This window comes from Acinetobacter sp. YH12116, assembly GCF_013418895.1.
In the GTDB taxonomy this organism is placed as follows: domain Bacteria; phylum Pseudomonadota; class Gammaproteobacteria; order Pseudomonadales; family Moraxellaceae; genus Acinetobacter; species Acinetobacter indicus.
In genome coordinates this window covers 44,585-69,072 of sequence record NZ_VPBE01000015.1, presented here as the reverse complement: position 1 = coordinate 69,072, position 24,488 = coordinate 44,585, and the positions used below count along the sequence as shown (strand labels likewise).

Genomic DNA, 24,488 nt, shown 5'->3' with positions numbered 1-24,488 from the left:
TTAATGGAGAAATCTAATCGGTATGTTATACCTGAGAGAAGAGTGAGGAGTTATCCAAGGGTTGTAAAAGGAAAACCTCAAAAATACCCAAGAAAAAGCCAGTCAATCTCTTAACTGACTGGCATTACGGCTTCATCCGGGCTTTTATCCAGAGATATTCTGGTTTTAGCTTTTTAAATTCTTCTTGAGTTCATCTTCAACAATATTAATCTCTACTTCGCTAAAGCGGCGAATTTCACCTTCTGCATGTTTTTCCAGCATCCCGCCAATTAATGGCACTTTTACTTTTACTGTCCAGTTCAGCTGGATCTGAACCTGCTGATCATTGCCCGTCACCGAACGTGCGCAGCGGGCCTCTAAGGGTAAGTTCGCACCTAAATCAATGGTCGAGGTCAATGCACTCAGATTAGTGACATCGGTGCGCTTTAAACGAAAAGCATCTTTTAGCAGTTTTTTGGCGATGTCTGGAATATTCACATCCAGGTTATAGGCACGGCGCAAGGTGTAAATATCACCATTGATCTGCGATTCCAGAATCTCCAGATTTTCCCCCGGAATGCGTTTGCACACATTTTCATGTAATGCGGTATTTGCAGCCAGCTGTTTGAATTCGCTCAATGAAACACCCTGAATGGTGGCATTGACAGTAAATTGATGCGCCATAGTTGATCCCTGATTTTGTCTTTTTCTTCGGTCTTGTTCTTGGTGGGGAACCTGCTGTTGCAGCCGGTTCATCGCCTGTTTATTTAAAAGAATTCTGCACGCGCTGTCATTGGCTGAATGTGGTCGGATTGTTCTGGTGTCGGCCATATTCAATCCGCAGCATCTCACCGGCATCAATCCGGACAAAACAGTCCAGATAATCAATCCGGGCATAAAACTGTTCAGCACCATCATCCAGTCCGGTCACCGACCAGCGAATGCCGGCCGGAAACTGCTCAAGCCAGCCCGACTGATAAAAATCAGCAACTGAATCAAAATGCAGGCCCTCGGCAGCGGCCTGTTGCAGACGCTGTGCCACCTGTTCAAACCTGGCCTGTTGCTGCTGGCGAAAATCAATCAGCATGGCTTATCTCATCCTGCTTTTATTGCTGTTTATTTCTATCGCTGTTTATTTTAAACCTTCTGGCCGATGAACGCGCCAGTTTTGACACTGCCCCTCTGCAACATTCAAACTAGAGCCAGTCTAAAAATATACGAGTTCAGGATGAACACCACTGCTTCTGCAATTCACACATCGCCGCTTGAGATCCGCAGCGTTACTTTCCCGGCCAGCGATGGTTATCTGCTGACCGGCACCTGTTATACCCCGCCACAAGTTAAGGCGCAGCTGCTGGTGGCCTGTGCAACCGGTGTGCCGCAAGCCTTTTATCGCCGCTTTGCCGAGTACATGAGCCAATATCAATATCAGGTGCTGTGTTTTGATTATCGCGGTGTGGCCAAATCGGCACCTAAACGGCTGAAAGGCTTTCAGATGTCCTATCTGGATTGGGGCAAACTGGATTTGGCTGGTGCGATTGCCTATTTTAAACGTGACCAGATGCCGCTATTTATGGTCGGTCATTCCTATGGCGGACAAGCGCTGGGATTGGCACCGAATCATGCGCAGGTCACGGCACTGTACTGTTTTGGTACCGGCGCCGGCTGGCATGGCTATATGCCACTAAAAGAAAAAATTAAAGTGCAATTTGTCTGGAACCTGATTTTCCCGCCAATGGTGGCCCTGGCCGGTTATTTGCCGTGGAGCAAGCTGAACATGGGCGCAGACCTGCCGCTGGGCGTATATCAGGAATGGCGTAAATGGTGTAAAAATCCGACTTACTTTTTTGGTGACCCAGCACAACAGGCGCTGTTTGAATGTTATGCACAGGTCAAAACCCCAATTTATGCCGCTTCTTCACTGGATGATGACTGGGCCTTACCCAATTCCCGGTATGCCTTTATGCAGCATTATTGCAATGCCTCAGTGAAAATGATCAACCTGAGTCCGCAGCAGTTTGGCTTAAGCCAGATTGGACATATGGGCTATTTCCGCCAAGGCGCAGAACAAATCTGGGATCAGGTGGCGGCCACGTTTGACCTATATCTGCCATCCGATGCAAACACCGAAGTGAGCATTTCAAAGTAATCAGGACGGTAAAGACAGGCGCTGCTGGGTTTCACGGCCCTCCCGATCCACATGGGTGATAAAAATACCGTACTGGCTCACATAGTATTCCAGCGACTGCTCATAGAAGGTCCAGTAAATGGCCCATTCGCCCAGATCGGTATCTGCAATCCGGGTCTGGGTTTTGGCCGGCATTTTACGCAATACCTGTTCCTGCAGCATTGAGCCATCCTCTTTATGCTGTACAACTAATGCGTCCTGCATAAAGATATCCGCCACATCATCAAACAGTTGCTGTTCATAGGCAGCGACTTCTTCAATCACCTCTTCAACCGGTCGCGGGCATTTCTGGCTAATCGGGCCTTGTACCATATTGCAATAGGCGGCCTGATGTTTCTGAAAGGCACGGTTAATTCTGATTTTGATCATGACTTTCCACAGCGCATAAAAGGCCAGAAAAATCAGCAGGATTGCCAGTATTTTTGCCATAAGCCCGCTTACCTCAATGGTTCGGTTCTCATTTCCCAACGTTTGGTCTCGTGTCTCTTATCTCAGCGCTCTTACAGATGGATCATGCCTGACGATGAGGATGATTCCATGCGCTCCTAAAGATGACCTAATCGCATCTGCGCTGCCAAACTGCTGTCTTTTTATTCATTTTGACACAAAACAGTATCAATCCCCCAATAAAAAATTCTCACAACGCCTAAAAAACTGCGTAAATCACAACAAGATTGTCATTTTGTTGAAGGTTTATTTACATTCAAATAGGTGCTTGTTTATGCCTTTACCAACACAATGATTAGATCCGCTCGAATTCAAGATGTCCCGAGCCTTATTCGCGTTTTGCACGACAGTATCCGATCCTGTAGCCTCGATCATCAACATCGTGAAATCAAGATTCAACGCCTGCTCGAAAATAAAAATCAGGAAAATCTGCTGTTACTGATGCACTATAACAACTGCTGGGTGTATGAGCTTCAGCATCAGGTGGTCGGTTTTATTCTGGCCAGCGATCAGGGTGAAGTTTTAATGAATTATGTCGCACCCGATGTCCAGCAGCGCGGCATTGGCAAACTGCTGCTCAATGAAGTGCTGCATTATTATCAGCAACGCCAGATGAAACGGATTGTGCTGGCCAGCACCCGCACGGCGCTGCCCTTTTATCAAAAATATGGCTTTCAGATTCAACCACAGGCAATTGAACCTGTTTTACATATTCCCCTGGTCAAATATCTGGACTAAAGATTTTTTTCTCTGGCTTAGTGCCCGGCAATTCTGCACTGATCCCGGCCGGCTTCTTTGGCCAGATACAGCTGCTGATCGGCTGCTTTCATAAATTCCAGTACACTGGCATAGGGCTGCTTGCCGGTCATCCAGGCCACGCCCATACTGACCGTAACATAGTCTTTCGTATCCTGACGGGCAATGTGCTGCATTTGCTCGGCACGAACCGCCTGTAATACCTGTGCCATCATCGGCTCTAATAAGGCAATCGGGACATTGTGCAGTATCAAGGCAAATTCTTCACCGCCATAACGTGCCACATAGGCATTTTCAGGCAAGGCACGATTTAAGATCAGCACCAGCTGCTGCAAAACCAGATCTCCTTTTAAGTGGCCATAATGGTCGTTATATTTTTTAAAATAATCGACATCCAGCATCACAAACGCCAGGGTATGTTCAGGCTGCTGACAGGTCTGCTCAAAACGTAGCAGGATTTCATCATTCAAGGCACGGCGGTTATAGGCGCCAGTCAGCGCATCAATTTTTACCTGCAATTCCAGCTTGGCATTTAACTGGCTTAACTGGGCGGTACGTTCCTTGACTTTAACATCCAGCGAATTATTCAGGCTCAGCAAACGGTTATTCAGTTTTTCAATATAGGCCGTATCACGCGCATAGTTACGTGCCTGCTGCAGCATAATCAGCAAGGCATACAGACTGGTAGAAATAAACGATAAAGGAATTGATTCAATCAGGTTTAAGGCCAGCAGCAGATCATGAATAAAGCTGCCAAACAGCAGCAATACAGCACATACGGTTAATTTGGAATAGCTCAATTTCTGCCGCAAAGTTTCGGCAAAACCGTAGATAAAATTGACTAGCACCAGCAGACTGAATAAAGAACTCCATAACGCCAGCTGTTCCAGCACCATCGGCGGTGCCCACAATGCAGCGACCAGATTAATGGCAATAAGCAGCAGCGCAGCACAATATACCCAGCGATGCAAATAACGCTGGTTAAACAGGAACATATAGCTCAAGAAAAATAAAATGGCCAGAAAACTGAACAGATATTGCAGCCGCAATCCCCAAATCCAGTTGATATCGGTAAAAGCAGTATAGGCATACGGGGCTGCGAACAGGTTGTGCAGCGCCAGAAACACAATAAAAATGCCAAATACAAACATACTTTGTGCATTCGGCGACATCACCCCACGGAAAAAGGAAAAGACCAGGGTAAACAGCCCAATCCCGAGTACCCCGCCGCTGATCATGGCCACGCTCATCATCAAGCGCTGGTATTGATAGTTTATGGTACGGCTGAGTCCGATTTTTATTGAATGTTCCAGCCCGCCCCTGAAGTTCTGGAAACTGGAGGCCTGAATCGCCAGGGTAAAATATTCACTGTCGGCAATAAAATGGGCAAGCCGATGACCATTACCGTTTTCATGGCGGGCAGCATCAGGACCGGCTTCCCCCACACGTGCCAGCGGCTCACCATTTAAATACACCCGGTAGGCACCTTGCTGGCTGGGCATCCAGATCGCAATGCGGCGACCGACAAATTCTTTTGGCAGCTGAAAATGCCCAATAAATGTGCCATAGCCTTCCATTTGGCCGGTCAGTTGCTGAAAAGAAGCCGGTAGATGTACCCGTTCTGCAGTCAGTACTGCACTGGGCTGTTGAATAAACTGCTGATTGTAAAACAGCCATGGGCCATCCAAATTGGTACTGGAACGTTCACCAAACTGCAGGGTCGTAATCAGCTGCTGCTGATAATAGGAGTCTGGTGAGGAATCATAATGTGCTCGTGCCGAAGCAAGGCTGAGTGCACACAGACACAGCCAGGCCATCAACAGGAGAGAAATCCGAAAGTACGCGCGCTGTTCCAATAAAATGATAATCCCTGCAGACATTGGAAAGGAATGATTTTAATGTACTGTGTATTGAAGGGCTTTCAAGTTACTTTTTGCACTATTTTTACACAAGCCGACCAGAGACATCCTGTTCTCTGGTCAGGGAATGTGGAAGGCTTATTCGTCGCGCGTTTTCACGTCAAATAATTCAATTTCAAAAATCAGGTTGGAATTGGCCGGAATAATATTGCCAATTTTACGCTCGCCATATGCCAGATGAGATGGCACGATCAGCTTGCGCTTACCGCCAACTTTCATCCCGAGAATGCCCTGATCCCAACCTTTAATCACACGGCCGGTGCCGATCACGGTTTCAAAATAGTTACCGCGGTCAATAGAAGAATCGAACTTGGTGCCATCTTCCAGCCAGCCGGTATAGTGGGTGGTAATTAAAGCGCCTTTGACCGCTTCTTTGCCCTCACCCACTTTTAAATCAATAATTTCTAATTCTTTTGACATGCGCCTGCTCTCTTCAACCAAATCAATTGTGCATGAGTATAAAAGGAATTGATGACAGCTGCATAATTTAGGCCGCTAAATTGCAGCCGTTTATCGACCTGACACCACTGCAGCAACCGGATGGCTTACTGCAACTGTTCCCATTCAATCACAGCCTGGGCCTGATCGCCAATTAAGGTCCATTCGCCATCCATCACATTTAACTGTAGCTGCATGGTACGTTCACACAGTTGCTGAATTGCTTCGGTGGTGGCGGTAGACAGTTTCCAGACCTGAACATTTTTCAGGGTTTTCAGCTTGCTGGAGCGTTTATACCAGTCATCGACATTGCTGCCATAGGCCACCACCGCCACCTGTTGGCAACGGGCGCTGGCTTTTTTGACCTTGTCTTCATCCGGGCAGCCGACTTCAATCCAGTTTATTAGCTGACCTGTGAGATCTTTTTGCCACAGCGCCGGCTCATCGGTTTCAAACAGGTCTTTGGTGAATTCCAGTGCCTCATCGGCGTAGCGGGCAAATGCCAGAATACGCACCATCAGGCGCTCGATGGTTTCAGACGGATGCAAGGCCATGGTGAGCTGATAGTCACCATATTGATGCACATCCATATTGGCAATATTTAAATCTGCTTTATAAATTGTTGCTTTAAGCGCCATACACGTGATCCTCAAATTTGGCGCATAGCATATCGAATTTTGCTGCCCCGTGCTGAACAGATTCTAGGCAGTATTGTCAATACGACAGGCCAGCAGCTGTTCCTCAAACGCACTCCAGTCCCGGGTGTTACGATAAATCAGCTCGATCCGGTTATCGGTATTTTCGGGCGATGACTGATAGTTAAATTGCTGCGGATTGAAATTAAAGGTTTTCCAGCCCTGATTGGTGTGAAAAATTGCTTTAATCCGCAACCAGTCCTGCTGCTCACAGAGCAGATCCAGTAGCGCATAAAAGTCAAATTGCCAGCGCCGGGAAAATTTCCAGCCCGCCACCGAATACCCCTGCGCTGTTTCCACATAATGATAGGGCAACTGTTTAATTTCCGGCAGCTCTGCCTGTGCTGGCAGTGTGCGTTGCAGCTGCAATAAAGGCTGGATTTTACGTTGGATGCCGACATGCGCCAGATCAATTTCAGCCAATGACAGCTGACCGTTTTCAGCAGCTAGCCAGCGCGGTGCATAGGCCTGATATTCCTGTTTTAATTTTTCCAGGCCCTGTTCATCTGCCGGCTGCATCTGATCCGGATGTGAAATCACAATAATCTGGGCGGCTTTTAACTGGTCGGTATACAGGTTTTGCTGGGTCCAGTCAGCATCATGCAAACGTGAACCATCCACCACGGTCACCAAGGCGCGCATGTCCAGATGGCTGTGCCAGTGCGGTTCGGTCAGCTGTTCCAGTAATTGCAGCGGATGGCCCAATCCGGTAGGTTCAATAAACAGCCGGTCGGGCTTGGCTTCATCTAGCAAGCGTGACAAGGCAATCTGCATTGGTAACTGGCTGCTGCAACATAAACAGCCACCGAGCAGTTCCTTAATTTCAAAACCGTCACTTTGCGGCAAAATCTGCTGGTCGATGCCGATCTGGCCAAATTCGTTCATCAACACCGCCCAGACTTCCTGCTCCGGCTTTTGGCGCAGCAACTGCTGTAACAGTGTGGTTTTCCCGGCTCCCAGAAAACCGGAAATAATATGGGTTGGAACGGCGCGTGTCGGTGCAATCAGTTTCACAGGTCTACTCTTTGGCTGGGCAACGTTTGCATGCTATGCAAGATTGCCATGTGGTTCAAGCCAGCACTGCGGCTTTCTGGCTGAGATTTTTTCAGCTTGAGCCAGAAAATGCACCTACCTTTGCTATCTTTTAGAAAAATTTAATTACATTTATCTGCCCGTAGTTTTTTCCCGTAACACTGAAATATCGGTAGCAATGTAATTTTATTTATCCCGGCATGGGGATAGTTCGAGCTATCTCCTCTGTAAGTTCGCCGATTTTAGATGCAAAAAACGGTAAATTCTTACCCAATTGCTACATTTTCTTCATTCATGTAGAGCCAATGTTAAGCAGATTTTTTGCTTTGTTGCTTCGATTGCTCAATCTCCCACTGCGGCATAGCATGAAGCCTGTCCTCGATGCAGGTGATGTGCATACGAGGTCAACTCTAAAATGAATATTAAAGGATGCCTAACATGAAATTAACTCAAATTTTACTTGCGACCACGTTTGCGGCTGCTACCGCAACCACTTTTGCTGCACCGGCAGCACCAGCGAATACCCAAACTGAAGACAAAGTGATTGTCAGCACCCAGGAACAACCAGCAGCAGCGGCCAATGCCGGTGCAGCAGATCAGCCTGCGTCTGAAGCTGCATCAAGCGATGACAAAGAAAAAACTGCACGTTAAGAGTTACCATACTGTGCGTTGCTATCTTTGATGGCAGCACCGTATTCAATACTATTGCGTGAAGGTGGAACCGCTTTGATGCGGTTTCACTTTTTTATGGAAATGATCTTCTTACTATAGAAATAAATGATCGTAACATCATCCTGAATGATCGCGTATTGATTAAAAAAATTATTCCAATCAATCAATTATAAAAATTATCTTATTTACTACCCTCTACAGTCGACCTCTGTTTCCACTATGGCATAACTTGTTGAATCCCGGCCTTTCACCGTTAATGGACGTTAATCTGACGTGATGGATGGACCTCGCGATGAACACAACAAACTATACAACTGAAGTGGCAATTTTGGGTGCCGGTCCGGTCGGCTTAACCATCGCCAATTATTTAAGCAAACAAGGTATTCAGGTGATGGTGGTGGAACAGCTGGATCGCCTGATTGATTACCCACGCGCCATCGGGATTGATGATGAATCGTTGCGGACCATTCAGTCTTTAGGTCTGGTCGATCAGGTCTTGCCGCATACCACGCCCAATCATGCCATGCGTTTTCTTACCCCGAAAGGCCGCTGCTTTGCCGATATTCAACCGCTGACCCGCGAATTTGGTTTCTCTCGTCGCAATGCCTTTATCCAGCCGCAGGTCGATCAGGTGCTGTTAAACGGCTTGACCCAATATGAACAGACCCAAGTGCTTTTTTCCCGGGAACTGACCGAGTTTCGTCAAGATGCAAGTGGCGTGACGCTCAAACTGCATACCCGTGAGGGTCAGCAGGAAGTGATTCAGGCGCAGTATCTGATTGCCTGCGATGGCGGCAACTCTCTGGTACGCCGTCGTCTGAATATTGCCTTTGATGGTAAAACAGCTCCGAACCAGTGGATTGTGATTGATATTGATAATGACCCACTGGCCACGCCGCATATTTATCTGTGCTGTGACCCGGTGCGTCCTTATGTGTCCGCCGCCCTGCCGCATGGCATCCGCCGTTTCGAATTTATGGTGATGCCGGGCGAAACCCAGGAAGAACTGAGCAAACCGGAAAATATCGCCAAGTTACTGTCTAAAGTCTTGCCAACCACCGATGGTATCGAGGTCATTCGCCAGCGTGTCTATACCCACAATGCGCGTATTGCCGAAAAATTCCGTGTCGGCCGGATTTTACTGGCCGGTGATGCAGCACATATTATGCCGGTGTGGCAGGGTCAGGGCTATAACAGCGGCATGCGTGATGCCTTTAACCTGGCCTGGAAAATGGCGCTGGTGATTCAGGGCAAAGCCGCTGCCGAGCTGCTCGATTCATACCAGATTGAACGTAAAGACCATGCCAAAGCCATGATTGATTTATCGGTGATGGCCGGGCATGTGCTGGCACCGCCAAAACAATGGCAAGGTATTATCCGTGATGGTATTTCCTATGTGCTGAATTACATCAAGCCAATCAAACAGTATTTGCTGGAAATGCGCTTTAAGCCGATGCCGAAATATCAGGATGGCGCCCTGTTGCCACAAACCGATAAACACTCGCCGGTCGGTAAAATGTTTATTCAGCCGCAGGTACAACTGGCCTCAGGTGAAACGGTGCTGCTGGATGACGTACTGGGCAATGATTTTGCGATTATCGCCTGGGGGGTTGATCCAAAATGGGGACTGTCTGACAGCAGCATGCAGCAATGGCAGAAACTGGGGGTGAAATTTATTCAGGTAATTCCTGCGGTGCAGCTCAAACATCCACAGCCGAAACACTCTGCAGATGTGATTACCATTGGTGATCTGGGCACAGAAATTCGCAGCTGGTTTGGCAAAACCACAGGCTCGGTGGTAATTTTACGCCCTGACCGTTTTGTTGCGGCGCTGGCAATTCCGCAAACCCTGGAAAGTACCAGTCAGCAACTGTTCCAGAAACTGCATGCCCAATAAGATGAACCCTTCAAAAAACCACGCTCAGGCGTGGTTTTTTGCTATTCGCGCTCATGTTCATGCCGCTGTTTCAATGCTGATCCAGCTGCTGAAACCAGATCACCTGACTTAAGGATGGCCGCTGTGCCATCCATTGCAGATACGGCCGGAATTCTTCCAGATAAGGAATGGCTTTCAGAGCAATGGCATAGGCCAGCCAGTACGCCAGATACAAATCTGCGGCACTCATACGCTCACCGAGCAAATAGGGGTTGGCCTGCTGCAGTCCCTGTTTTAAAAACGCCATCAGATCTTCCGGCAATCCCATCCCTAAACCGCGTTTATGCTGTTCGAGCTGGGCCTGACTGATCTGGAAATTGCTCAAGTCAATCCATTCGGTTAATGGGCCATGACAGAAAAATAGCCATTTGAAATAGGCGCCGCGCTGCGGATCATCCAGGGCCGGGGCCAAACCTTGTTCAAAGAAATGATCAGCCAGATAGGCAAAAATTGCCGGGGTTTCACTAATAAAAACCGGACCATCGACCAGTAGCGGCACTTTACCCAAAGGATTCATGGCCCGATACTCTGGCTGTTGCAGATCTTCCCAACTGACCTGAATAATCTCGATCTGATCCTGAATCTGCAGCTCCTGTAATAGCGGCATTAGGGTCTGACCACGTGATTGAGGATGCGTATACAGTTGCATGTGGAGTTCCTCGACAGTGCATCAATGCTTATATTTTAAGCCTGCTGTCCGGCGAGAAACGCTGTTGATTTGTGTCCATCTTTAACGGCTTCACCAATTTTAAAAAACCGGCTGCGCCGATATGTAGTTGGGCGTAACACGTTTGCTTTAGCCAAAATCCATATAAAACTGTGCTTTCAATACTTTTAAAATCAGCTCAATCGCTTCGCTGCGATGTTGTTTGCGATAGCTGGCATAGAGGCCAATCATCGGCAGTGGCTCTAATGTATTTTTCACCACAATTTTATCGCCAAGTAGCGGAATCACATAAGCCGGCACCAGACTCCAGCCGACGCCCATCCCGACCAGATTAACGTTCATCAGAATATTGGTGGAATGCTGCACCACATGAATCTCCAGCCTGGACTGCTTTAAAAAGTCCTGAATAATTTTGTACAGCTGCGGTGAAGCGTGCTCATCACTAATCACAAAATCCTGCTGCTGAAAACTTTTGATGCTGATATGTTTTAAGCTGGCCGCCGGAGAATCCTTCGGCACAATCAGGGTCAGCGGTTCATCAAAAATCCGGATTGACTCAAACGCTCCCGATTCATCTGGATAGCGGGTAAAAGCAATATCAATTTCCGCCCGACTTAAGGCCTTAAACTGCTCGGCATCCGGCAGGCTATGAAAATGGATTTTTAAATCGGGAAACTGGGCACGAATATTCGGCATGATATAAGGAAACACTTTCATTTCGGCCACCGGCACAAAGCCGATATTCAACTGTGCTTTTTGCGCCTGTGCCACTTGCCGCGCTTCCTGAATGGCTTTGTCGGCATAGTCCAGACACAAACGCGCCTGCTTTAAAAAGGCCTCGCCTTCTGGAGTCAGTTCCACTTTACGGTTGGAACGCAGCAATAACTGTACCCCGACCTCCTGTTCCAGATCTTTAATTTGCTGGCTTAAAGATGGCTGCACGGTATACATTCTGGCTGCGGCCCGGGTAAAGTTCAGCTCTTCTGCCACCGCAACAAAATAACGTAAATGTCTTAACTCCATGTTGAAGCCTCTTAGGGAGCCTGACGCAAGGTTGGTGTGACCATGGCTTTGTAAAGCAGCAAGGTCAACAGCACCAGCACGGCGCAGAGTAAATAGGTCAGCTGGAAGCCCATCCAGGCAATCAGGATGCCCATCAGCACGGAACCGAGTGCCAGCCCCAGATCAAACAGGGTAAAGAACGTTGAAATCGCATGACCCATGCGCTGTTTATTGACCGTTTGAATGGCCACGGTTTGCAGACACGGAAACAAGGTGCCGTAGCCAATACCAATAAACACCGCCGACAGCCATAAAATCCACGGATTAGATAAAAAGCTGACAATCACCAGTCCCATGGCAAAACACACAAAGGACGGATACATCACCGCACTTGGACCTTTACGATCATAACGCTTGCCGACCCACGGCCGCACCACAATCATGGACACAGCAAAGACCACAAAGAACAGACTGGTATAGGCCAGTAACTGCTTGGCTTCACTATAGGCAGTAATAAAACTGATCACGCTGGAATAGGCCAAGGCAGTCAGCATGGCCACCAGCCCCACCGGAATGACCCGGGTTTCGACAATATCATGCAGGCTCAGCCGGGGTTTCGTGGCAGATGGATCAGACAGATTAGCTGGTTTGACCCGATCATCCTGCAGTTTCAGGCTAAGGCAGAACAGAAAACCCATCGCCATAATCACTGCCAGCACGGCAAACAACACCCGAAAACTGGTGAACTGGATGGTGGTTAAGGCAATTAAAGGCCCAAAAACCACGCCCAAATTGGTCGACATCACAAAATAACCAATGCCCTCGCCTTTACGCGCTTCTGGAATAAAGTCACTGGCCACCGGCACCGCCACCGTGGTTAAAATACTGAACCAGATGCCATGTAAAAAACGCACCAGCAGCAGGCTCCACATGCTGTCAATCCAGATATAGCAAAAGGCAAACAGCACAAAGCACAGCTCAGAACCACGAAAAGACAGTTTCTTGCCCAGCTTTTCCACGATTAAACCGGAAAACGGCCGGATGGCAATCGAGGACACCAGAAACAGGGTCAGAGCCAAACCGGCTTCTTTGACCGTGCCGCCCAGATCATTCATGATATAAATCGGCAATACGGCTAGCAGGGCAAAATAATAAACAAACAGAAACAGGTTATTGAAAAGACACAGAATAAATGCACGATTCCATAATGCAGCAGAACTTTGAGCAGACATAGGCTTAGCGCTCCTGCGCGTCAATAAGTGGCTGAAGCCGGACTGGTGCCAGCACCATCTCAATCAGCTGCTGAATATAGTCGGCATCGGGCATCCGGTTAAAGAAAATAATCTGGTAATGAATCGGTGCATATAGCGTGTCGAGCATCAGTTCAAACGGATACTGCGCCACAATTTCACCACGCTGAATCGCCAGCTGAATCAGTTTGCGCATCTGTTCACGCCGTGGCAGCAAATATTCACGAAAAAACGCCGCGGCAGTTTCACGCTGCTCGGCCATCACCACCAGTACCGCCCGCCCAACCTGATGATTCAGCGCCTGACTCAGCTTGAGCAATTGCTGGGTCAGGTTAAACTGCAAAGACTGGCTAAAGTCGAGTTCAAAAATCGAGGCGGTTTGCAGCTTAAAGGCATCGAACACCAGTTCGGATTTATGTTTCCACCAGCGGTAGATGGTCGATTTCCCCACACCGGCCCGCGTCGCAATATCCTCAATGGTCAGATGGCTATAGTCATACTCTGCCAGCGCCTTGACCACGGCATTTAAAATACATTGCTGCCGCCGTGATGATTTTTCAGTTTCCATACCCAGTCCAAAACGAAACGATACGTATCGTTTTATAATAAGCCAGTTGGTGCCGGCTGGCGAGTGATTCTTCTGTCGTCTGGTATAAAAAATGTGGCAATAAAAAAGACCTGAAATTTCAGGTCTTTCTTCAACACAGTGAAAGTCAGACTTAAATCGACTTTTTGTAAATACTGCAAGATGGATGAGTACCTTCCTGTAAACGCGCCACTTTACGCTGTTCTGCCGCTTCAAAACGGCAGCGTTTCCAGTCATTGTCCAGATTTAAGGCCGGCACCTGTTTGGGTTTGCCCTGCTCATCAACTGCGACCATGGTGAAATAGCAGCTGTTGGTATGACGCACGGTGCGTTTTTGAATATTCTGCGCTTCGACGCGAATGCCAATTTCCATGGAAGTACGGCCTACATGGTTTACACTGGCCAGGAACGTCACCAACTCGCCGACATGAATTGGTTCCTTAAAGTTCACTTTATCTACCGAAAGTGTAACTACATAGCTGCCTGAATAACGGCTGGCACAGGCATAAGCCACCTGATCCAGTAATTTTAGAATTGTTCCCCCATGAACATTACCGGAAAAGTTTGCCATATCTGGCGTCATTAACACCGACATGGTTAATTCAGATTGATCTTCTAAGATGGGTTTAAGCTGATCTAATGGGGACATCTTGTTTTCGGCTCTTATAAAAGACAGGATATGTGAATATTATTATATCGTTTTTAACACAAATTAAATGTTCAATTCGGCAATAAAGTCATCATTATTATTTATGGTGATTGGGGTATTATTTAGAAAAATATATAGTGTTTTGTGCTATTACTTGAATTTTCAATTATTTATCCACATCCCGACACCACTTGAACAGGATTTCAGCAGGTGCGTCAGGAGGTGGATTTTTTCCATTCGGGCCGATGAGCTCAGCCCAAAATTGGACTTTTACTGCCTGAGTTTTTAAGCCGGGTTGATATGACGCAACATTTCCGGCGACACATGACCATAATTTAAAACATTTTGTGCATCGAGCTGGGCTTCAATTTCATAGGAACCATCGGCATTAATTTTTTTAATGGTAAAAATAATTTGTTCCATGCTGGCCAGTTGTACAGATTGTCCAATGTGTAATTGCTTCATGCTCATGCCCTGCTCAGTTTTAGCTTCTAAGATAAATCATTATATTCTAATGCGGTCAGTATAAGAGCTTTATTAACAATAGGTAAACTTAAATAGCTGAATTAAAATACACTTATATATAAACTTTAAATATTAATCGCAACCTTTTGAGCATGAATCGAAATACCTTTATTGAATAACATCAGGCAATTAACGCCAAAAGCAAATTGCAATATGAGCATTCTTGCCATTTTTATTCGACTTAAGTTATAGAAAAAAACCGGCAGCATTCTAGCGCCCCGAATGTGTATCAACAGTATTTTGTTGCAGGTTATAGGTTTGAATCCGGTGACCATCGGCATAGCCTTTATGCTGATAGACCTGCGAAATCTGCCCCAGCTTGCCATAGGCGGCGACCACACCGGCCTGCATGGTGGCTTCGCGGCCCTGCACATCAAAAATATGTGCTTTTTCGCGTAAATCTGGCTGAATCACAATATCGGCATGTTTCAGCTCTTCCTGAGCCAGATGCTTCTGCATGATATTAATATTCTGGTTAAACAGCCCCCAGACATGGCTGGTTTCGGTATACATCGGCTGGGCCAGAATATCGACTGCAATCACAATGTCCGCACCCAGTTCGCGGGCGACATTTACCGGCACCGGACTGACCAGTCCACCATCGACATATTCGGCATTGGCAATTCGGGTTGGAATAAACATGCTTGGAATTGACACCGACGCCCGTACCGCCTGTCCGGTATTGCCGGCATTAAACACCACTTTCTTGCCCTGTTTTAATTCGGTGGCCACCACATACATCGGAATTGGCAGCTGCTCTAACGGCAACTGGTTGACCTGCGTATTGACATAGTTCTCGACTTTTTTGCCATCGAAGAAGCCTTTCATATCCAGCTTGATGTCACGGACATCATTGGCCTCCATGTTCAGGGCAATCTGACGCAGCTCATGCGCGCTTTTGCCGCTGGCATAAATCGACCCGACTATACTTCCGGCACTGGTCCCGACAATAAAATCTGGGCGGATGCCGTTTTGTTCCAGCACTTCAATTACGCCAATATGGGCATAACCGCGCGCGCCGCCGCTGCCCAGCACCAAAGCAATGACCGGGTCCTGTCCGGTATATTGTGGCAACGTTTTAAAGTTCATGCGTGCGTTCTGCTGGCTGGCCTCAGCCATTGCCGGGGGCGCCATTAATTGGGAGGACACCAGCTGATGCTGTTCTGGCAGATGCTGACAGGCGCCTAAGGTCAGCATGACTGCCCCCATCATACTGATAAAGCCAAGATTTTTATTCAACATGAATTCCTCGATCTGAACTCGACAGGCCTGCTGTAGTCTAAGGAGATTTTCTGCAGTGCATTGTTTAAATTCGTTAAACTGTCATCTGCTCAGTTTAAACTTAAGTCGGGTTTTTTAAAATTCTAGCCAATGTCTTCTTTATCTTATTCACAGATTTTTCTGATTTTCTTTAAGCTGGGATGCTTATCTTTTGGGGGCCCAGCCGCGCATCTGGTGTTTTTTCACCAGACTTTTGTGCAGCGTTTGCACTGGCTCAAAGATGAAGACTATGCCCAGGTCGTCGCTTTAGCGCAACTGTTGCCCGGCCCGACCAGCAGTCAGGTCGGACTGGCCATTGGCTATTTAAAACGTGGCTATTTAGGTTCAGTGGTGGCCTGGCTGGGTTTTACCCTGCCCTCGGCCTTGCTGATGACCCTACTGGCCTTTATCGGTCAGCAGTTATTCCCGTGGATCAGTTCGGCGTATTTTCATGCCATTCAACTGATTGTACTGGCGGTGGTGTTCTGGGCCTTCTGGCAAATGCTGCAAAGCTTTTGCAAAAGCTGGTGGCAATACCTGCTAATGCTCGTGTCCGCACTCATGATCTGGTTCCTGCCACTGTCATATAACCAGATTCTGGTGATTGTGCTGGCTGGTCTGGCCGGCATGTGGATTGCCAAAGCACAACCTCAAAGCGGCAGTCATACCACGCCGAGCTTTCAGCTGGAACAGCGCAGTTTCGGCTCGACTACACTCTGGCTAATCTTATTTATCTGTCCATTTCTGCTGCTCGGTGCGCTGAACTGGATCAATCCGAATCTGCTGGCTGAAGGCTTTTTAGGCTTTTATCAGTCTGCTGCACTGGTCTTTGGTGGTGGGCATATTATTTTACCGCTGCTGCATCAGGACTTTGTCAGTACCGGCATGATCTCAGCCCAGCAGTTTGATTTAGGCTATGCCTTTGCCCAGCTCATGCCGGGTCCTTTATTCAGCTTTGCCAGCTATGTCGGCTATTTTCTGGATTTAACCGCCTATCCGGTGCTGAACGCGATCATTGCCACCATCGCCATTTTCCTGCCCTCGTTCTTTCTGATTTTTGCTACCCTGCCGCATTGGTCCTGGCTGATGCATCAGGACAAAATCAAACATGCGGTGATTGGTATTAATGCCGCGGTGGTGGGTTTATTGCTGGCGCTCATTGTTGATATGGGACAGGATTATTTAACATCAGTGCTGGATCTGGCGTTTGTGATGTTTGTGATTGTTTTACTGAAAAGCAAACTGCCGGTGTGGGTCAGCCTGATTGGTAGCTTTGGCGTGTATATGGGTTTGCTGTCTTTGCTAAGCTAAAGCATCTAAAAGATAACCTGCTATTAATAAAACAACAGCCTCATGATGAGGCTGTTGTTGTTTGTATTACCAGATATCGGAATTAACCCGGTCTTTAAATTTAGGATGATTGTCCAGTTTAAATTCCGGCTCTTTCACGCCACGCTTCAGCTGTGCTTTGAAGTCTTTTAGCAACATCAGCACAAATGGCGTCAGCAGTAAAATGGCAAACAGGTTGATGGTGGCCATCACACCCATAAACAGATCAGCCATCGACCAGATCAGTGGTACGGTAGCAATCGCGCCGAAATACACCATAAACAGCACCAACAAACGGAAAATCAGCATGATCTTGCGGTTATTGTTAATAAACTGCACGTTACCTTCGGCATAGGCGTAGTTCCCAATAATCGACGAATAAGCAAACATAAACAGGATAATGGCCAGGAAGTCATCGCCCCAATGGCCAATCTGGCTTTCCAGCGCCATCTGGGTCAGGGTCACCCCTTCAAAACCGGCATTCTGATATAAACCGGAAGACAGGATGATAATTGCGGTACATGAACAGACAATAAAGGTGTCCACGAATACGCCCAGCATCTGTACCAGTCCCTGATTCACTGGATGTTTTACATCCGACACAGCAGCCGCGTTTGGTACAGAACCCATCCCCGCTTCATTGGAGAACAGACCACGCTTGATGCCCATCATCATCGCCATCGACACCATCGCCCCAAAGAAACCACCGGCAGCGGCATCAAACTCAAAGGCCTTGCTGAAAATCAGGCGGAAAATATCCGGAATAATCGGTATATTAATCACTGCGATATATAGCGCCACCACGAGATATAACAGCGCCATAATCGGGACAAACTTCTCTGCGACTTTGGCAATACGTTTAATCCCGCCAAAAATAATCATGGCGGTCATGACGACCAGAACCAGCCCCAACCAGGACAGTTCAAAACTGAATGCACCCATTGGCACAGTCAGATTGGCCTGATTCCAGCCCCAGGCATGTGATGTGGCACTGATAATCGAGTTGGCCTGCACCGCGTTAAACACGAAACCGTAAGTTAAAATCAGGGCAACCGCAAATACTACACCCAGCCATTTCTGTTTCAGGCCTTGGGTAATGTAATAGGCCGGACCACCACGGAACTGTTGGTTGCTGGTATCACGCACCTTAAATAGCTGCGCCAGTGAAGATTCGACAAAGGCCGAACTCATGCCTAAAAATGCGGTAAACCACATCCAGAACACCGCACCCGGACCACCAATCGCAATCGCAATCGCAACACCGGCAACGTTACCGACCCCGACCCGACTGGCCAAACCGGTCACAAGGGCCTGAAATGGGGTAATCCCATAACTGTCTTCGCCTTTTTTACGGCTCGACCTCATGGCTTTAATACTGCGCCAGAACAGGCGAATTTGTACAGCGCCGGTGATCAGGGTATAAAATATCCCGACACCAACCAGAAAGATCACCAGAAAATCCCACAGCGGGGTATTTAGAAGCGTCACCCAGGACATTAGGGTTTCATTTAATTGTTCATTCATTTTTTCGCACCCTTTGCTGATTGAGTCATCCTAAAAAGAAAAGCCTTTTAACAAGGCTTTTCCACTCAAATTACTTAAACAAAAAACTTAAGAATGACTTGAATGACAGTCGCATTAATCAAGTCGACAAAGAAAGCACCACACAGCGGTACAATCAGGAAGGCTTTATGAGAAGCACCGTACATATTGGTAACGGCCTGCATGTTGGCAACCGCAGTAGGTGTTGCACCCATACCAAAACCACAGTGACCCGCAGCCAGTACAGCAGCATCATAGTTTTTACCCATAACACGGAAGGTAATGAAGGCCGCATACAAGGCCATGGTGATGGTTTGCGCGCCTAGAATGACCATTAGCGGGCCCGCCAGATCTGCCAGTTGCCATAATTTCAATGACAGCAATGCCATCGCCAAATATAAAGACAATGAAGCGTTACCAAATACGTCAATCGCACGGTCAAAAATAGTGACTTTGAAAATGCCTTCTAATACGTTACGCAGAATTACCCCGCCAGCCAAAGCCCAGACGAAAGTTGGCAATTCAAACAGCGTGCCTTTGGCATAACCGGTCATAAACTCGGCAAAGGCCAGACAGGCTGCAAATAAACCTAAAGTGGTAATGGCATTGTCTGCGGTAATTAAACGCACCTGATGCGGATATTCAAATGGCACAAACTCACCCGGTACCGGTTCAACTGGCGTATTGTCACGCTGTTCAATTTGTGCATCGGTACGTGGTGTAGCCAACTGATAACGGTTGATCAGCAGTTTGGCCAATGGCCCACCAATAATACCACCAATAATCAGACCGAAGGTCGCACTGGCCATCCCCAGGGCCAAAGCCCCCTGAATACCATGTTCAACCTCAAGGATTTCACCCCATGCACCCGCAGTCCCGTGACCACCGGTTAAGGTAATGGAACCGGCAATCATACCAATTAGCGGATCAATGCCCAATACTGTCGCCAGACTAATCCCGACAAAGTTTTGTACAATGATGAATAGTGAAATTGCGATCAGAAAGATCACCAGACCAATACCGCCTTCACGCAGTTTGGCAAAGTTGGCACTTAAACCGATGGAGGCAAAGAAAATCAGCATAAAACTGGTTTGTAGCTCACTACTGGTGGTAATGCTGTAGCCCCAGAAATTGTGCACGATTAAAGACACTACCGCAGCGACCAAACCGCCCGCGACAGGTTCCGGGATGTTGTAACGTCTTAGAAAATCAATATTGTTAACTAAAAAACGTCCCAAAAGGAGAACGATTACAGCCGCAATTAAGGTGTAAAACGCATTAAAAGTAAATTCCATGGCAATATCCATTTAATATGGTCAATGCTTATTGTTTTCCGGTTCTGATTATTTAAACCTGATGATATAAGCACCTTTTATGATAAGGCTGCTCTGTTTAATTTAAATAAACGGGAAAACTCTGCAATATGAATAATGTAAATCAGAAAAATTTCTGATTTGGCGATGAAGCATCTGAGCTGGAGCGCAAGACTCAGCTTCGCTCCTCAAATTCATATCAACCGGCACTGCCTGAAAAAGAAGGAGTGAAAAATAAAATACAGACACTTCAGTGGCAGGGTAATGTCAGGCTGAAATCTCTGAATAGGCTTACTATAGAAAGATAATCTCATATAGGCTCCTAAACATAGAAAATGCATTGCTTCATGTAGCCAACAAATACATCTTAATTCATAGAAAAAGCTGAACAATACAGCTTAAAAAATCGCACATTATGCATCTTTTTCTCTAAAAATCTTTATTTTTTTAACGCTATTCGCTATTAGTCTAACTTATTGCTTTTAACTATAAATTTAAGCAACTGAATTTAAAATTGTTTTTTTAAAATGGTAAATAAAAAAAAAGAGGTGGCAAGCCACCTCTTTTTTGGTTCAGCACTTAGAAGTTATAACGTGCCATTAAACCAAAACGGTTGTCTTTAAACGTTTCACCTGCAAAGGTTTCACGCTCACCGTTGATATATTCAATACCCAAATCAACTGGTTTTACTGGCGAATAAATAAAGTTTAACCATGCTTGATACACTTCTTTATTTGCATCTTCATTTAAGGCTGCGTAGTCTGTACCATCATCTGCAAAAATAGCACCATAACCGAGTGTTGAACGCAGGTTTGGCGCAAACTTATAGGTTGCACCGACCTGGAAAGCAGTAAATTCATTTTGTTCAATATCACCATTAGCACCTTCTACAAATGCAGTATTCGCACCGTATAGATAATTGCTGTTGCCTTGAACATAAGAAACATCAGCCGATACTTTTAGTGGTTCTGCAACCTGATAATATGCACCTGCAGCTACACCCCAACCTGTTTTGTCATCACCTGATTCAGCCTTATAGTGTTCAACCAATGCACGTGCTGATGCGGCACCTTTACCTTCAGCAAAGCCTTGAGTCAATTTAGCTGTTACCGTTGGTACACGATAAGTCACATCACTACCAGTAGCAGAGCTATTCCCTTCTTCAGCAGAAACCAACAATTGAGTCGCCGGTGCCAGTTTGTGGCTATAACGCACTTGTGGAATACGGGTAATACCGCCGCCGACGTTGGTACCAAAGTCAATCATTTCTGGTGCATGATTTGACAGGAAGTTAGAGGTGGTTTGACCCAATAACCAGTTGTCCAGCGTTAAGTATGCATGACGGATACGTAATGCATCGTTGGTTCCAGCAAAGTCAACTTCAATTTTACCGCCCACTTTACGGTCACCTACTGGTGAAGAGAAATCGAGACCTAAACGTGTAGTTTTTGGGGTTGCACGTAATTTGTCTTTAGCAGCACCTGTGCTGGTATGTACCGAGTTGAAGTCATTGTCTGCACCTTCAACAATATAGTTGGCATCACCACGCACAAAACCGTACAGATTGACTTCAGCACCGCCCTTCGACTTTAAGGAAAATGGTGAAGCCGATTTTGCTGCAGGTGCCGGTTGCGCCTGCACTTGCTGAATCTGGACTTGTTGCTGTTGCTGAACCTGTTGCTGCTGTTGAATTAAAGCTTTGAGTGCTTGTACTTCCTGGCGTAATTCTTGAATTTGTTGTTGTTCAGTGCTTGCCGCCTGTACCGTAGACGCCATTGCTGCTGTAATTGCGACCGCTAATGTTTTTGTGATAAGTGAAGTTTGGATTTTACGATCCATGGGTTTCTCCAGAGTAAAAAATAATGCGCATCCGTGCTCTTTTAAGACATTTTAAATACTGACTCAGATGGCAAGCATCCCTAATTTAAATGTCATTTAATCATCACACTTTTGCTATTTATCAACTAATTAAAAGTCTTATCGATAAAGAATTACACAAAACTGTAATCGTTTTATGCTTTCAATCTAACAATTAATTTATTTTATTAAAATCACTTCTAACGTATAAGGATAAAGGACTGATCAATTTTTCTAATTCTCGTTTGTAAAAATATCGAATTATCATAGTTTTATCGAAAAGCAAAAGTTACCCACCCGGTTAAATATTAGACTATTGTATATAGCAACAGTTGATTAGAACATAAACATTTTAAGGGATTTTTCATGGATAAAGGACAAGTACAACTGGTCGATCAGGCCATTAGCTCGCGTCATTCAGTGCGCGCCTTTTTAGATCGGCCGGTCGATCCGCAAATGATTAAAGATATTCTAAGCGTGGCCAGCCGCGCACCTTCTGGCACCAATATTCAGCCGTGGAAGGTGTATGTAGTGACCGGTCAAAAGCGTCAGGAACTCATTGATCGGGTCTGTCAGGCACAAACTGAACTGTATTTGCATCCTGAACGTGCGGCCGATTATCAGGCCACCTTTTCCTATTATCCGGAACAATGGTTCTCGCCTTTTATTGAGCGGCGCCGTGAAAATGGCTGGGGACTGTATGGCCTACTCAATATTGAAAAAGGTGAAAAGCAGAAGATGGCCGCGCAGCATCTGCGTAATTTTCAGCTGTTTGATGCACCGGTAGGCCTGTTTTTTACCCTACACCGTGACCTGGAAATTGGTTCAAAAATGGATCTTTCCATGATGATGCAAAACGTGATGATTGCCGCCAAGGCACGCGGGCTGGACACCTGTCCACAAGCAGCCTGGAATAGCTTTCATCGCATTGTACTGGAGGTCTTAAACGCCCCGGCCGATGAAGAACTGGTCTGTGGTATGGCCCTGGGTTATGCCGATCCAGAGCATATTGTAAATAGCTTTATTACCCCGCGCGTACCGGTCGAAGAATTTGCCGTGTTTGTAGAATAATTTTTTAGCTCTGGCCCTCACGCTGCAACAGCTTAAAGAGCGAAGAAGAAACCACCCGGGTTTCTTCTTTTTATTTATAAGAATGAATCGGGGTTAGGCGGTTTTTAATTTCCGCTCCCGATGCATGATATACATCGCACTCACCCCAATCAGAATAAACAGCAGCATCACACTGCCCATATTTAATAAAGCATCCCAGATCAGTACATTCAGCATTAAGCCGCCAATTAAACCGCAGCTAAATTGCATACTGCCCATAATCGCACTGGCTGTACCGGCACGGGCACCCTGCTCCGACATCGCCAACGCCATGGCATTGGGGCCAGTAAAACCAATTCCGGCCACAGCTAAAAACAGCCCGGCAAAAACCACAGCAATCGGCGCATGGCTCATCAGCCCGGCGATGACCAGAATTAGCGCGCCAGTGCCCTGCACCGTACCGCCTATTTTTAAACGGGTCATTAAAGAGCTGCTGGTTGCCAAATGCTTGTTTAAGGTCGAGGCCAGCATAATACCGACCGCATTGGCACCAAAAGCAATCGAAAACTGCTGCTGGTTCAGGCCATAACCATCCATCAGAACAGCGGCAGAACTGCTGATATAACAGAACATCGCCCCGCCGGTAAAACAGCCAGCGATCATCGGTAAATAAAAACTGCGGTCCTTAAAAATCGCCAGATAGAGGGTCAGTACCTGATAGAAATTCAATTTCAGACGGCGCTCTGGCGGCAGGGTTTCCTGAAAGAAAAAATGAACACATAGCCAGCAGACCAAACTCATGATGGCCAGACAGACAAAAATCGCCTGCCAGTCAAAAAAGCTCAGCACAATCGCCCCCAGACCCGGCGCAATAATGGGCGCAATTGCGGTCACAATCATCATGCTGGAAAAAGCCTGCGCGGAAGCCTGCATATCCAGCCGGTCACGAATTGCCGCACGGGCAATCACCACCCCGACACAGCCCCCTAAGGCCTGTAACACCCGCGCAGCAATCAGGCTCCATTCATCCTGGGCATAAACACAGAGCAGGCTGGCCAGAAAATACAGTCCCAAACCAAAATACAGTGGGGTTTTACGGCCAATCCGGTCACTTAAAGGGCCATAAATTAACTGTCCAATCGCCAGGCCCAGAAAATAAGCCGGTAGACTATTGGCCACCATTTGTGTGCTGACCCCAAAATCATCTGCCATTTGGGGCAAGGCCGGCAGATACATATCAATCGACAGCGGACCAAGCGAGGTCAGCAATGCCAGCAGTAAAATCCAGGAAGATGGATACTGCTGCTGCGGGCTTGCACTGGCATGGGAATCGGACATATTCATATTTCTTTTTTAAATGACTGATTTAAAGACAAGGTACACAGTCCATAGTATT

24 protein-coding genes are annotated in these 24,488 nt (G+C 46.8%); 6 read left to right on the top strand and 18 right to left on the bottom strand.

Annotation, left to right across the window (positions count from 1 at the left end; genetic code table 11):
* Positions 1-165: 165 nt before the first annotated feature.
* Both FTU54_RS10175 and FTU54_RS10170 read right to left on the bottom strand, forming a co-directional pair.
* Positions 166-663 carry a DUF2505 family protein gene (locus tag FTU54_RS10175; RefSeq protein ID WP_045796258.1) on the bottom strand — a complete coding sequence of 166 codons (498 nt, stop codon included), beginning with the start codon at positions 661-663 and terminating at the stop codon, positions 166-168.
* Between the two features lie 106 nt (positions 664-769).
* Entirely contained in the window at positions 770-1,066 is a 297-nt protein-coding gene (locus FTU54_RS10170) for a hypothetical protein (protein ID WP_152342472.1), read from the bottom strand.
* Between the two features lie 141 nt (positions 1,067-1,207).
* Here FTU54_RS10170 and FTU54_RS10165 point away from each other — a divergent pair, with 141 nt between their 5' ends.
* Positions 1,208-2,128 carry an alpha/beta fold hydrolase gene (locus tag FTU54_RS10165; RefSeq protein WP_180074712.1) on the top strand — a complete coding sequence of 307 codons (921 nt, stop codon included), beginning with the start codon at positions 1,208-1,210 and terminating at the stop codon, positions 2,126-2,128.
* Here FTU54_RS10165 and FTU54_RS10160 read toward each other — a convergent pair whose 3' ends face one another.
* Positions 2,129-2,596, bottom strand: coding sequence for a hypothetical protein (locus FTU54_RS10160; protein ID WP_168384293.1), 468 nt, complete (start codon positions 2,594-2,596; stop codon positions 2,129-2,131).
* Positions 2,597-2,953: 357 nt separating this feature from the next.
* Between FTU54_RS10160 and FTU54_RS10155 the strand changes: the two genes are divergently transcribed.
* Positions 2,954-3,352 carry a GNAT family N-acetyltransferase gene (locus FTU54_RS10155; protein WP_228148571.1) on the top strand — a complete coding sequence of 133 codons (399 nt, stop codon included), beginning with the start codon at positions 2,954-2,956 and terminating at the stop codon, positions 3,350-3,352.
* A gap of 17 nt (positions 3,353-3,369) precedes the next feature.
* Here FTU54_RS10155 and FTU54_RS10150 read toward each other — a convergent pair whose 3' ends face one another.
* The 4 genes from FTU54_RS10150 to FTU54_RS10135 form a co-directional block, all read right to left on the bottom strand.
* Entirely contained in the window at positions 3,370-5,250 is a 1,881-nt protein-coding gene (locus tag FTU54_RS10150) for a diguanylate cyclase (RefSeq protein WP_180074711.1), read from the bottom strand.
* Positions 5,251-5,367: 117 nt separating this feature from the next.
* Positions 5,368-5,709 carry an FKBP-type peptidyl-prolyl cis-trans isomerase gene (locus FTU54_RS10145; RefSeq protein WP_005179461.1) on the bottom strand — a complete coding sequence of 114 codons (342 nt, stop codon included), beginning with the start codon at positions 5,707-5,709 and terminating at the stop codon, positions 5,368-5,370.
* A gap of 125 nt (positions 5,710-5,834) precedes the next feature.
* On the bottom strand, positions 5,835-6,365 hold the full coding sequence (locus FTU54_RS10140; protein ID WP_016659315.1) for a YaeQ family protein: 531 nt from the start codon (positions 6,363-6,365) through the stop codon (positions 5,835-5,837).
* 63 nt (positions 6,366-6,428) lie between these two features.
* Positions 6,429-7,436: a GTP-binding protein gene (locus FTU54_RS10135; RefSeq protein WP_168389847.1), complete on the bottom strand. Its 1,008-nt coding sequence runs from the start codon at positions 7,434-7,436 to the stop codon at positions 6,429-6,431.
* A gap of 456 nt (positions 7,437-7,892) precedes the next feature.
* On the opposite strand from FTU54_RS10135, the gene FTU54_RS10130 reads away from it, so the two are divergent.
* Positions 7,893-8,105 carry a hypothetical protein gene (locus FTU54_RS10130; protein WP_005179468.1) on the top strand — a complete coding sequence of 71 codons (213 nt, stop codon included), beginning with the start codon at positions 7,893-7,895 and terminating at the stop codon, positions 8,103-8,105.
* A gap of 313 nt (positions 8,106-8,418) precedes the next feature.
* A complete protein-coding gene (locus FTU54_RS10125) occupies positions 8,419-10,023 on the top strand; it encodes a bifunctional 3-(3-hydroxy-phenyl)propionate/3-hydroxycinnamic acid hydroxylase (protein WP_016659317.1) in 1,605 nt (534 codons plus the stop codon).
* Between the two features lie 70 nt (positions 10,024-10,093).
* On the opposite strand, the gene FTU54_RS10120 is transcribed toward FTU54_RS10125, so the two are convergent.
* From FTU54_RS10120 to FTU54_RS10090, 7 genes are all read right to left on the bottom strand, one after another.
* Positions 10,094-10,711, bottom strand: coding sequence for a glutathione S-transferase family protein (locus FTU54_RS10120; RefSeq protein ID WP_005179481.1), 618 nt, complete (start codon positions 10,709-10,711; stop codon positions 10,094-10,096).
* A gap of 147 nt (positions 10,712-10,858) precedes the next feature.
* Complete coding sequence (locus FTU54_RS10115; RefSeq protein ID WP_075174579.1) at positions 10,859-11,752, bottom strand: LysR substrate-binding domain-containing protein; 894 nt, start codon at positions 11,750-11,752, stop codon at positions 10,859-10,861.
* Between the two features lie 11 nt (positions 11,753-11,763).
* On the bottom strand, positions 11,764-12,963 hold the full coding sequence (locus FTU54_RS10110; RefSeq protein ID WP_168370091.1) for an MFS transporter: 1,200 nt from the start codon (positions 12,961-12,963) through the stop codon (positions 11,764-11,766).
* Positions 12,964-12,967: 4 nt separating this feature from the next.
* Positions 12,968-13,549, bottom strand: coding sequence for a TetR/AcrR family transcriptional regulator (locus FTU54_RS10105; protein ID WP_180074710.1), 582 nt, complete (start codon positions 13,547-13,549; stop codon positions 12,968-12,970).
* A 151-nt stretch (positions 13,550-13,700) separates the two neighbouring features.
* Positions 13,701-14,216, bottom strand: a complete 516-nt coding sequence (locus FTU54_RS10100; protein WP_005179490.1) for an acyl-CoA thioesterase — start codon at positions 14,214-14,216, stop codon at positions 13,701-13,703.
* 285 nt (positions 14,217-14,501) lie between these two features.
* The gene (locus FTU54_RS10095; RefSeq protein ID WP_227543056.1) at positions 14,502-14,681 is read right to left on the bottom strand and encodes a hypothetical protein; all 180 of its coding nucleotides are present in this window, start codon (positions 14,679-14,681) and stop codon (positions 14,502-14,504) included.
* Positions 14,682-14,951: 270 nt separating this feature from the next.
* Positions 14,952-15,983: a patatin-like phospholipase family protein gene (locus FTU54_RS10090; RefSeq protein WP_180074709.1), complete on the bottom strand. Its 1,032-nt coding sequence runs from the start codon at positions 15,981-15,983 to the stop codon at positions 14,952-14,954.
* A 129-nt stretch (positions 15,984-16,112) separates the two neighbouring features.
* Between FTU54_RS10090 and chrA the strand changes: the two genes are divergently transcribed.
* Positions 16,113-17,312: a chromate efflux transporter gene (gene chrA / locus FTU54_RS10085; protein ID WP_005179498.1), complete on the top strand. Its 1,200-nt coding sequence runs from the start codon at positions 16,113-16,115 to the stop codon at positions 17,310-17,312.
* A gap of 66 nt (positions 17,313-17,378) precedes the next feature.
* On the opposite strand, the gene FTU54_RS10080 is transcribed toward chrA, so the two are convergent.
* The 3 genes from FTU54_RS10080 to FTU54_RS10070 form a co-directional block, all read right to left on the bottom strand.
* Entirely contained in the window at positions 17,379-18,854 is a 1,476-nt protein-coding gene (locus tag FTU54_RS10080) for a sodium:alanine symporter family protein (protein WP_180074708.1), read from the bottom strand.
* 74 nt (positions 18,855-18,928) lie between these two features.
* Positions 18,929-20,167: a sodium/glutamate symporter gene (gltS, locus tag FTU54_RS10075; protein WP_180074707.1), complete on the bottom strand. Its 1,239-nt coding sequence runs from the start codon at positions 20,165-20,167 to the stop codon at positions 18,929-18,931.
* Positions 20,168-20,764: 597 nt separating this feature from the next.
* Positions 20,765-22,024 carry a DcaP family trimeric outer membrane transporter gene (locus FTU54_RS10070; protein WP_180046351.1) on the bottom strand — a complete coding sequence of 420 codons (1,260 nt, stop codon included), beginning with the start codon at positions 22,022-22,024 and terminating at the stop codon, positions 20,765-20,767.
* A gap of 384 nt (positions 22,025-22,408) precedes the next feature.
* Between FTU54_RS10070 and FTU54_RS10065 the strand changes: the two genes are divergently transcribed.
* Complete coding sequence (locus tag FTU54_RS10065; protein ID WP_104471189.1) at positions 22,409-23,113, top strand: nitroreductase; 705 nt, start codon at positions 22,409-22,411, stop codon at positions 23,111-23,113.
* 93 nt (positions 23,114-23,206) lie between these two features.
* Here the strand turns inward: FTU54_RS10065 and FTU54_RS10060 are convergent, their stop codons facing one another.
* Positions 23,207-24,430, bottom strand: coding sequence for a multidrug effflux MFS transporter (locus FTU54_RS10060; protein ID WP_180074706.1), 1,224 nt, complete (start codon positions 24,428-24,430; stop codon positions 23,207-23,209).
* Positions 24,431-24,488: the final 58 nt, after the last annotated feature.

Bases quoted from the DNA above. Each gene is read 5' to 3' on its own strand.
- FTU54_RS10175 (WP_045796258.1), bottom strand. From the start codon at position 663: ATGGCGCATCAATTTACTGTCAATGCCACCATTCAGGGTGTTTCATTG.
- FTU54_RS10170 (WP_152342472.1), bottom strand. From the start codon at position 1,066: ATGCTGATTGATTTTCGCCAGCAGCAACAGGCCAGGTTTGAACAGGTG.
- FTU54_RS10165 (WP_180074712.1), top strand. From the start codon at position 1,208: ATGAACACCACTGCTTCTGCAATTCACACATCGCCGCTTGAGATCCGC.
- FTU54_RS10160 (WP_168384293.1), bottom strand. From the start codon at position 2,596: ATGGCAAAAATACTGGCAATCCTGCTGATTTTTCTGGCCTTTTATGCG.
- FTU54_RS10150 (WP_180074711.1), bottom strand. From the start codon at position 5,250: ATGTCTGCAGGGATTATCATTTTATTGGAACAGCGCGCGTACTTTCGG.
- FTU54_RS10145 (WP_005179461.1), bottom strand. From the start codon at position 5,709: ATGTCAAAAGAATTAGAAATTATTGATTTAAAAGTGGGTGAGGGCAAA.
- FTU54_RS10140 (WP_016659315.1), bottom strand. From the start codon at position 6,365: ATGGCGCTTAAAGCAACAATTTATAAAGCAGATTTAAATATTGCCAAT.
- FTU54_RS10130 (WP_005179468.1), top strand. From the start codon at position 7,893: ATGAAATTAACTCAAATTTTACTTGCGACCACGTTTGCGGCTGCTACC.
- FTU54_RS10125 (WP_016659317.1), top strand. From the start codon at position 8,419: ATGAACACAACAAACTATACAACTGAAGTGGCAATTTTGGGTGCCGGT.
- FTU54_RS10120 (WP_005179481.1), bottom strand. From the start codon at position 10,711: ATGCAACTGTATACGCATCCTCAATCACGTGGTCAGACCCTAATGCCG.
- FTU54_RS10115 (WP_075174579.1), bottom strand. From the start codon at position 11,752: ATGGAGTTAAGACATTTACGTTATTTTGTTGCGGTGGCAGAAGAGCTG.
- FTU54_RS10110 (WP_168370091.1), bottom strand. From the start codon at position 12,963: ATGTCTGCTCAAAGTTCTGCTGCATTATGGAATCGTGCATTTATTCTG.
- FTU54_RS10105 (WP_180074710.1), bottom strand. From the start codon at position 13,549: ATGGAAACTGAAAAATCATCACGGCGGCAGCAATGTATTTTAAATGCC.
- FTU54_RS10100 (WP_005179490.1), bottom strand. From the start codon at position 14,216: ATGTCCCCATTAGATCAGCTTAAACCCATCTTAGAAGATCAATCTGAA.
- FTU54_RS10095 (WP_227543056.1), bottom strand. From the start codon at position 14,681: ATGAAGCAATTACACATTGGACAATCTGTACAACTGGCCAGCATGGAA.
- FTU54_RS10090 (WP_180074709.1), bottom strand. From the start codon at position 15,983: ATGTTGAATAAAAATCTTGGCTTTATCAGTATGATGGGGGCAGTCATG.
- chrA (WP_005179498.1), top strand. From the start codon at position 16,113: ATGTCTTCTTTATCTTATTCACAGATTTTTCTGATTTTCTTTAAGCTG.
- FTU54_RS10080 (WP_180074708.1), bottom strand. From the start codon at position 18,854: ATGAATGAACAATTAAATGAAACCCTAATGTCCTGGGTGACGCTTCTA.
- gltS (WP_180074707.1), bottom strand. From the start codon at position 20,167: ATGGAATTTACTTTTAATGCGTTTTACACCTTAATTGCGGCTGTAATC.
- FTU54_RS10070 (WP_180046351.1), bottom strand. From the start codon at position 22,024: ATGGATCGTAAAATCCAAACTTCACTTATCACAAAAACATTAGCGGTC.
- FTU54_RS10065 (WP_104471189.1), top strand. From the start codon at position 22,409: ATGGATAAAGGACAAGTACAACTGGTCGATCAGGCCATTAGCTCGCGT.
- FTU54_RS10060 (WP_180074706.1), bottom strand. From the start codon at position 24,430: ATGTCCGATTCCCATGCCAGTGCAAGCCCGCAGCAGCAGTATCCATCT.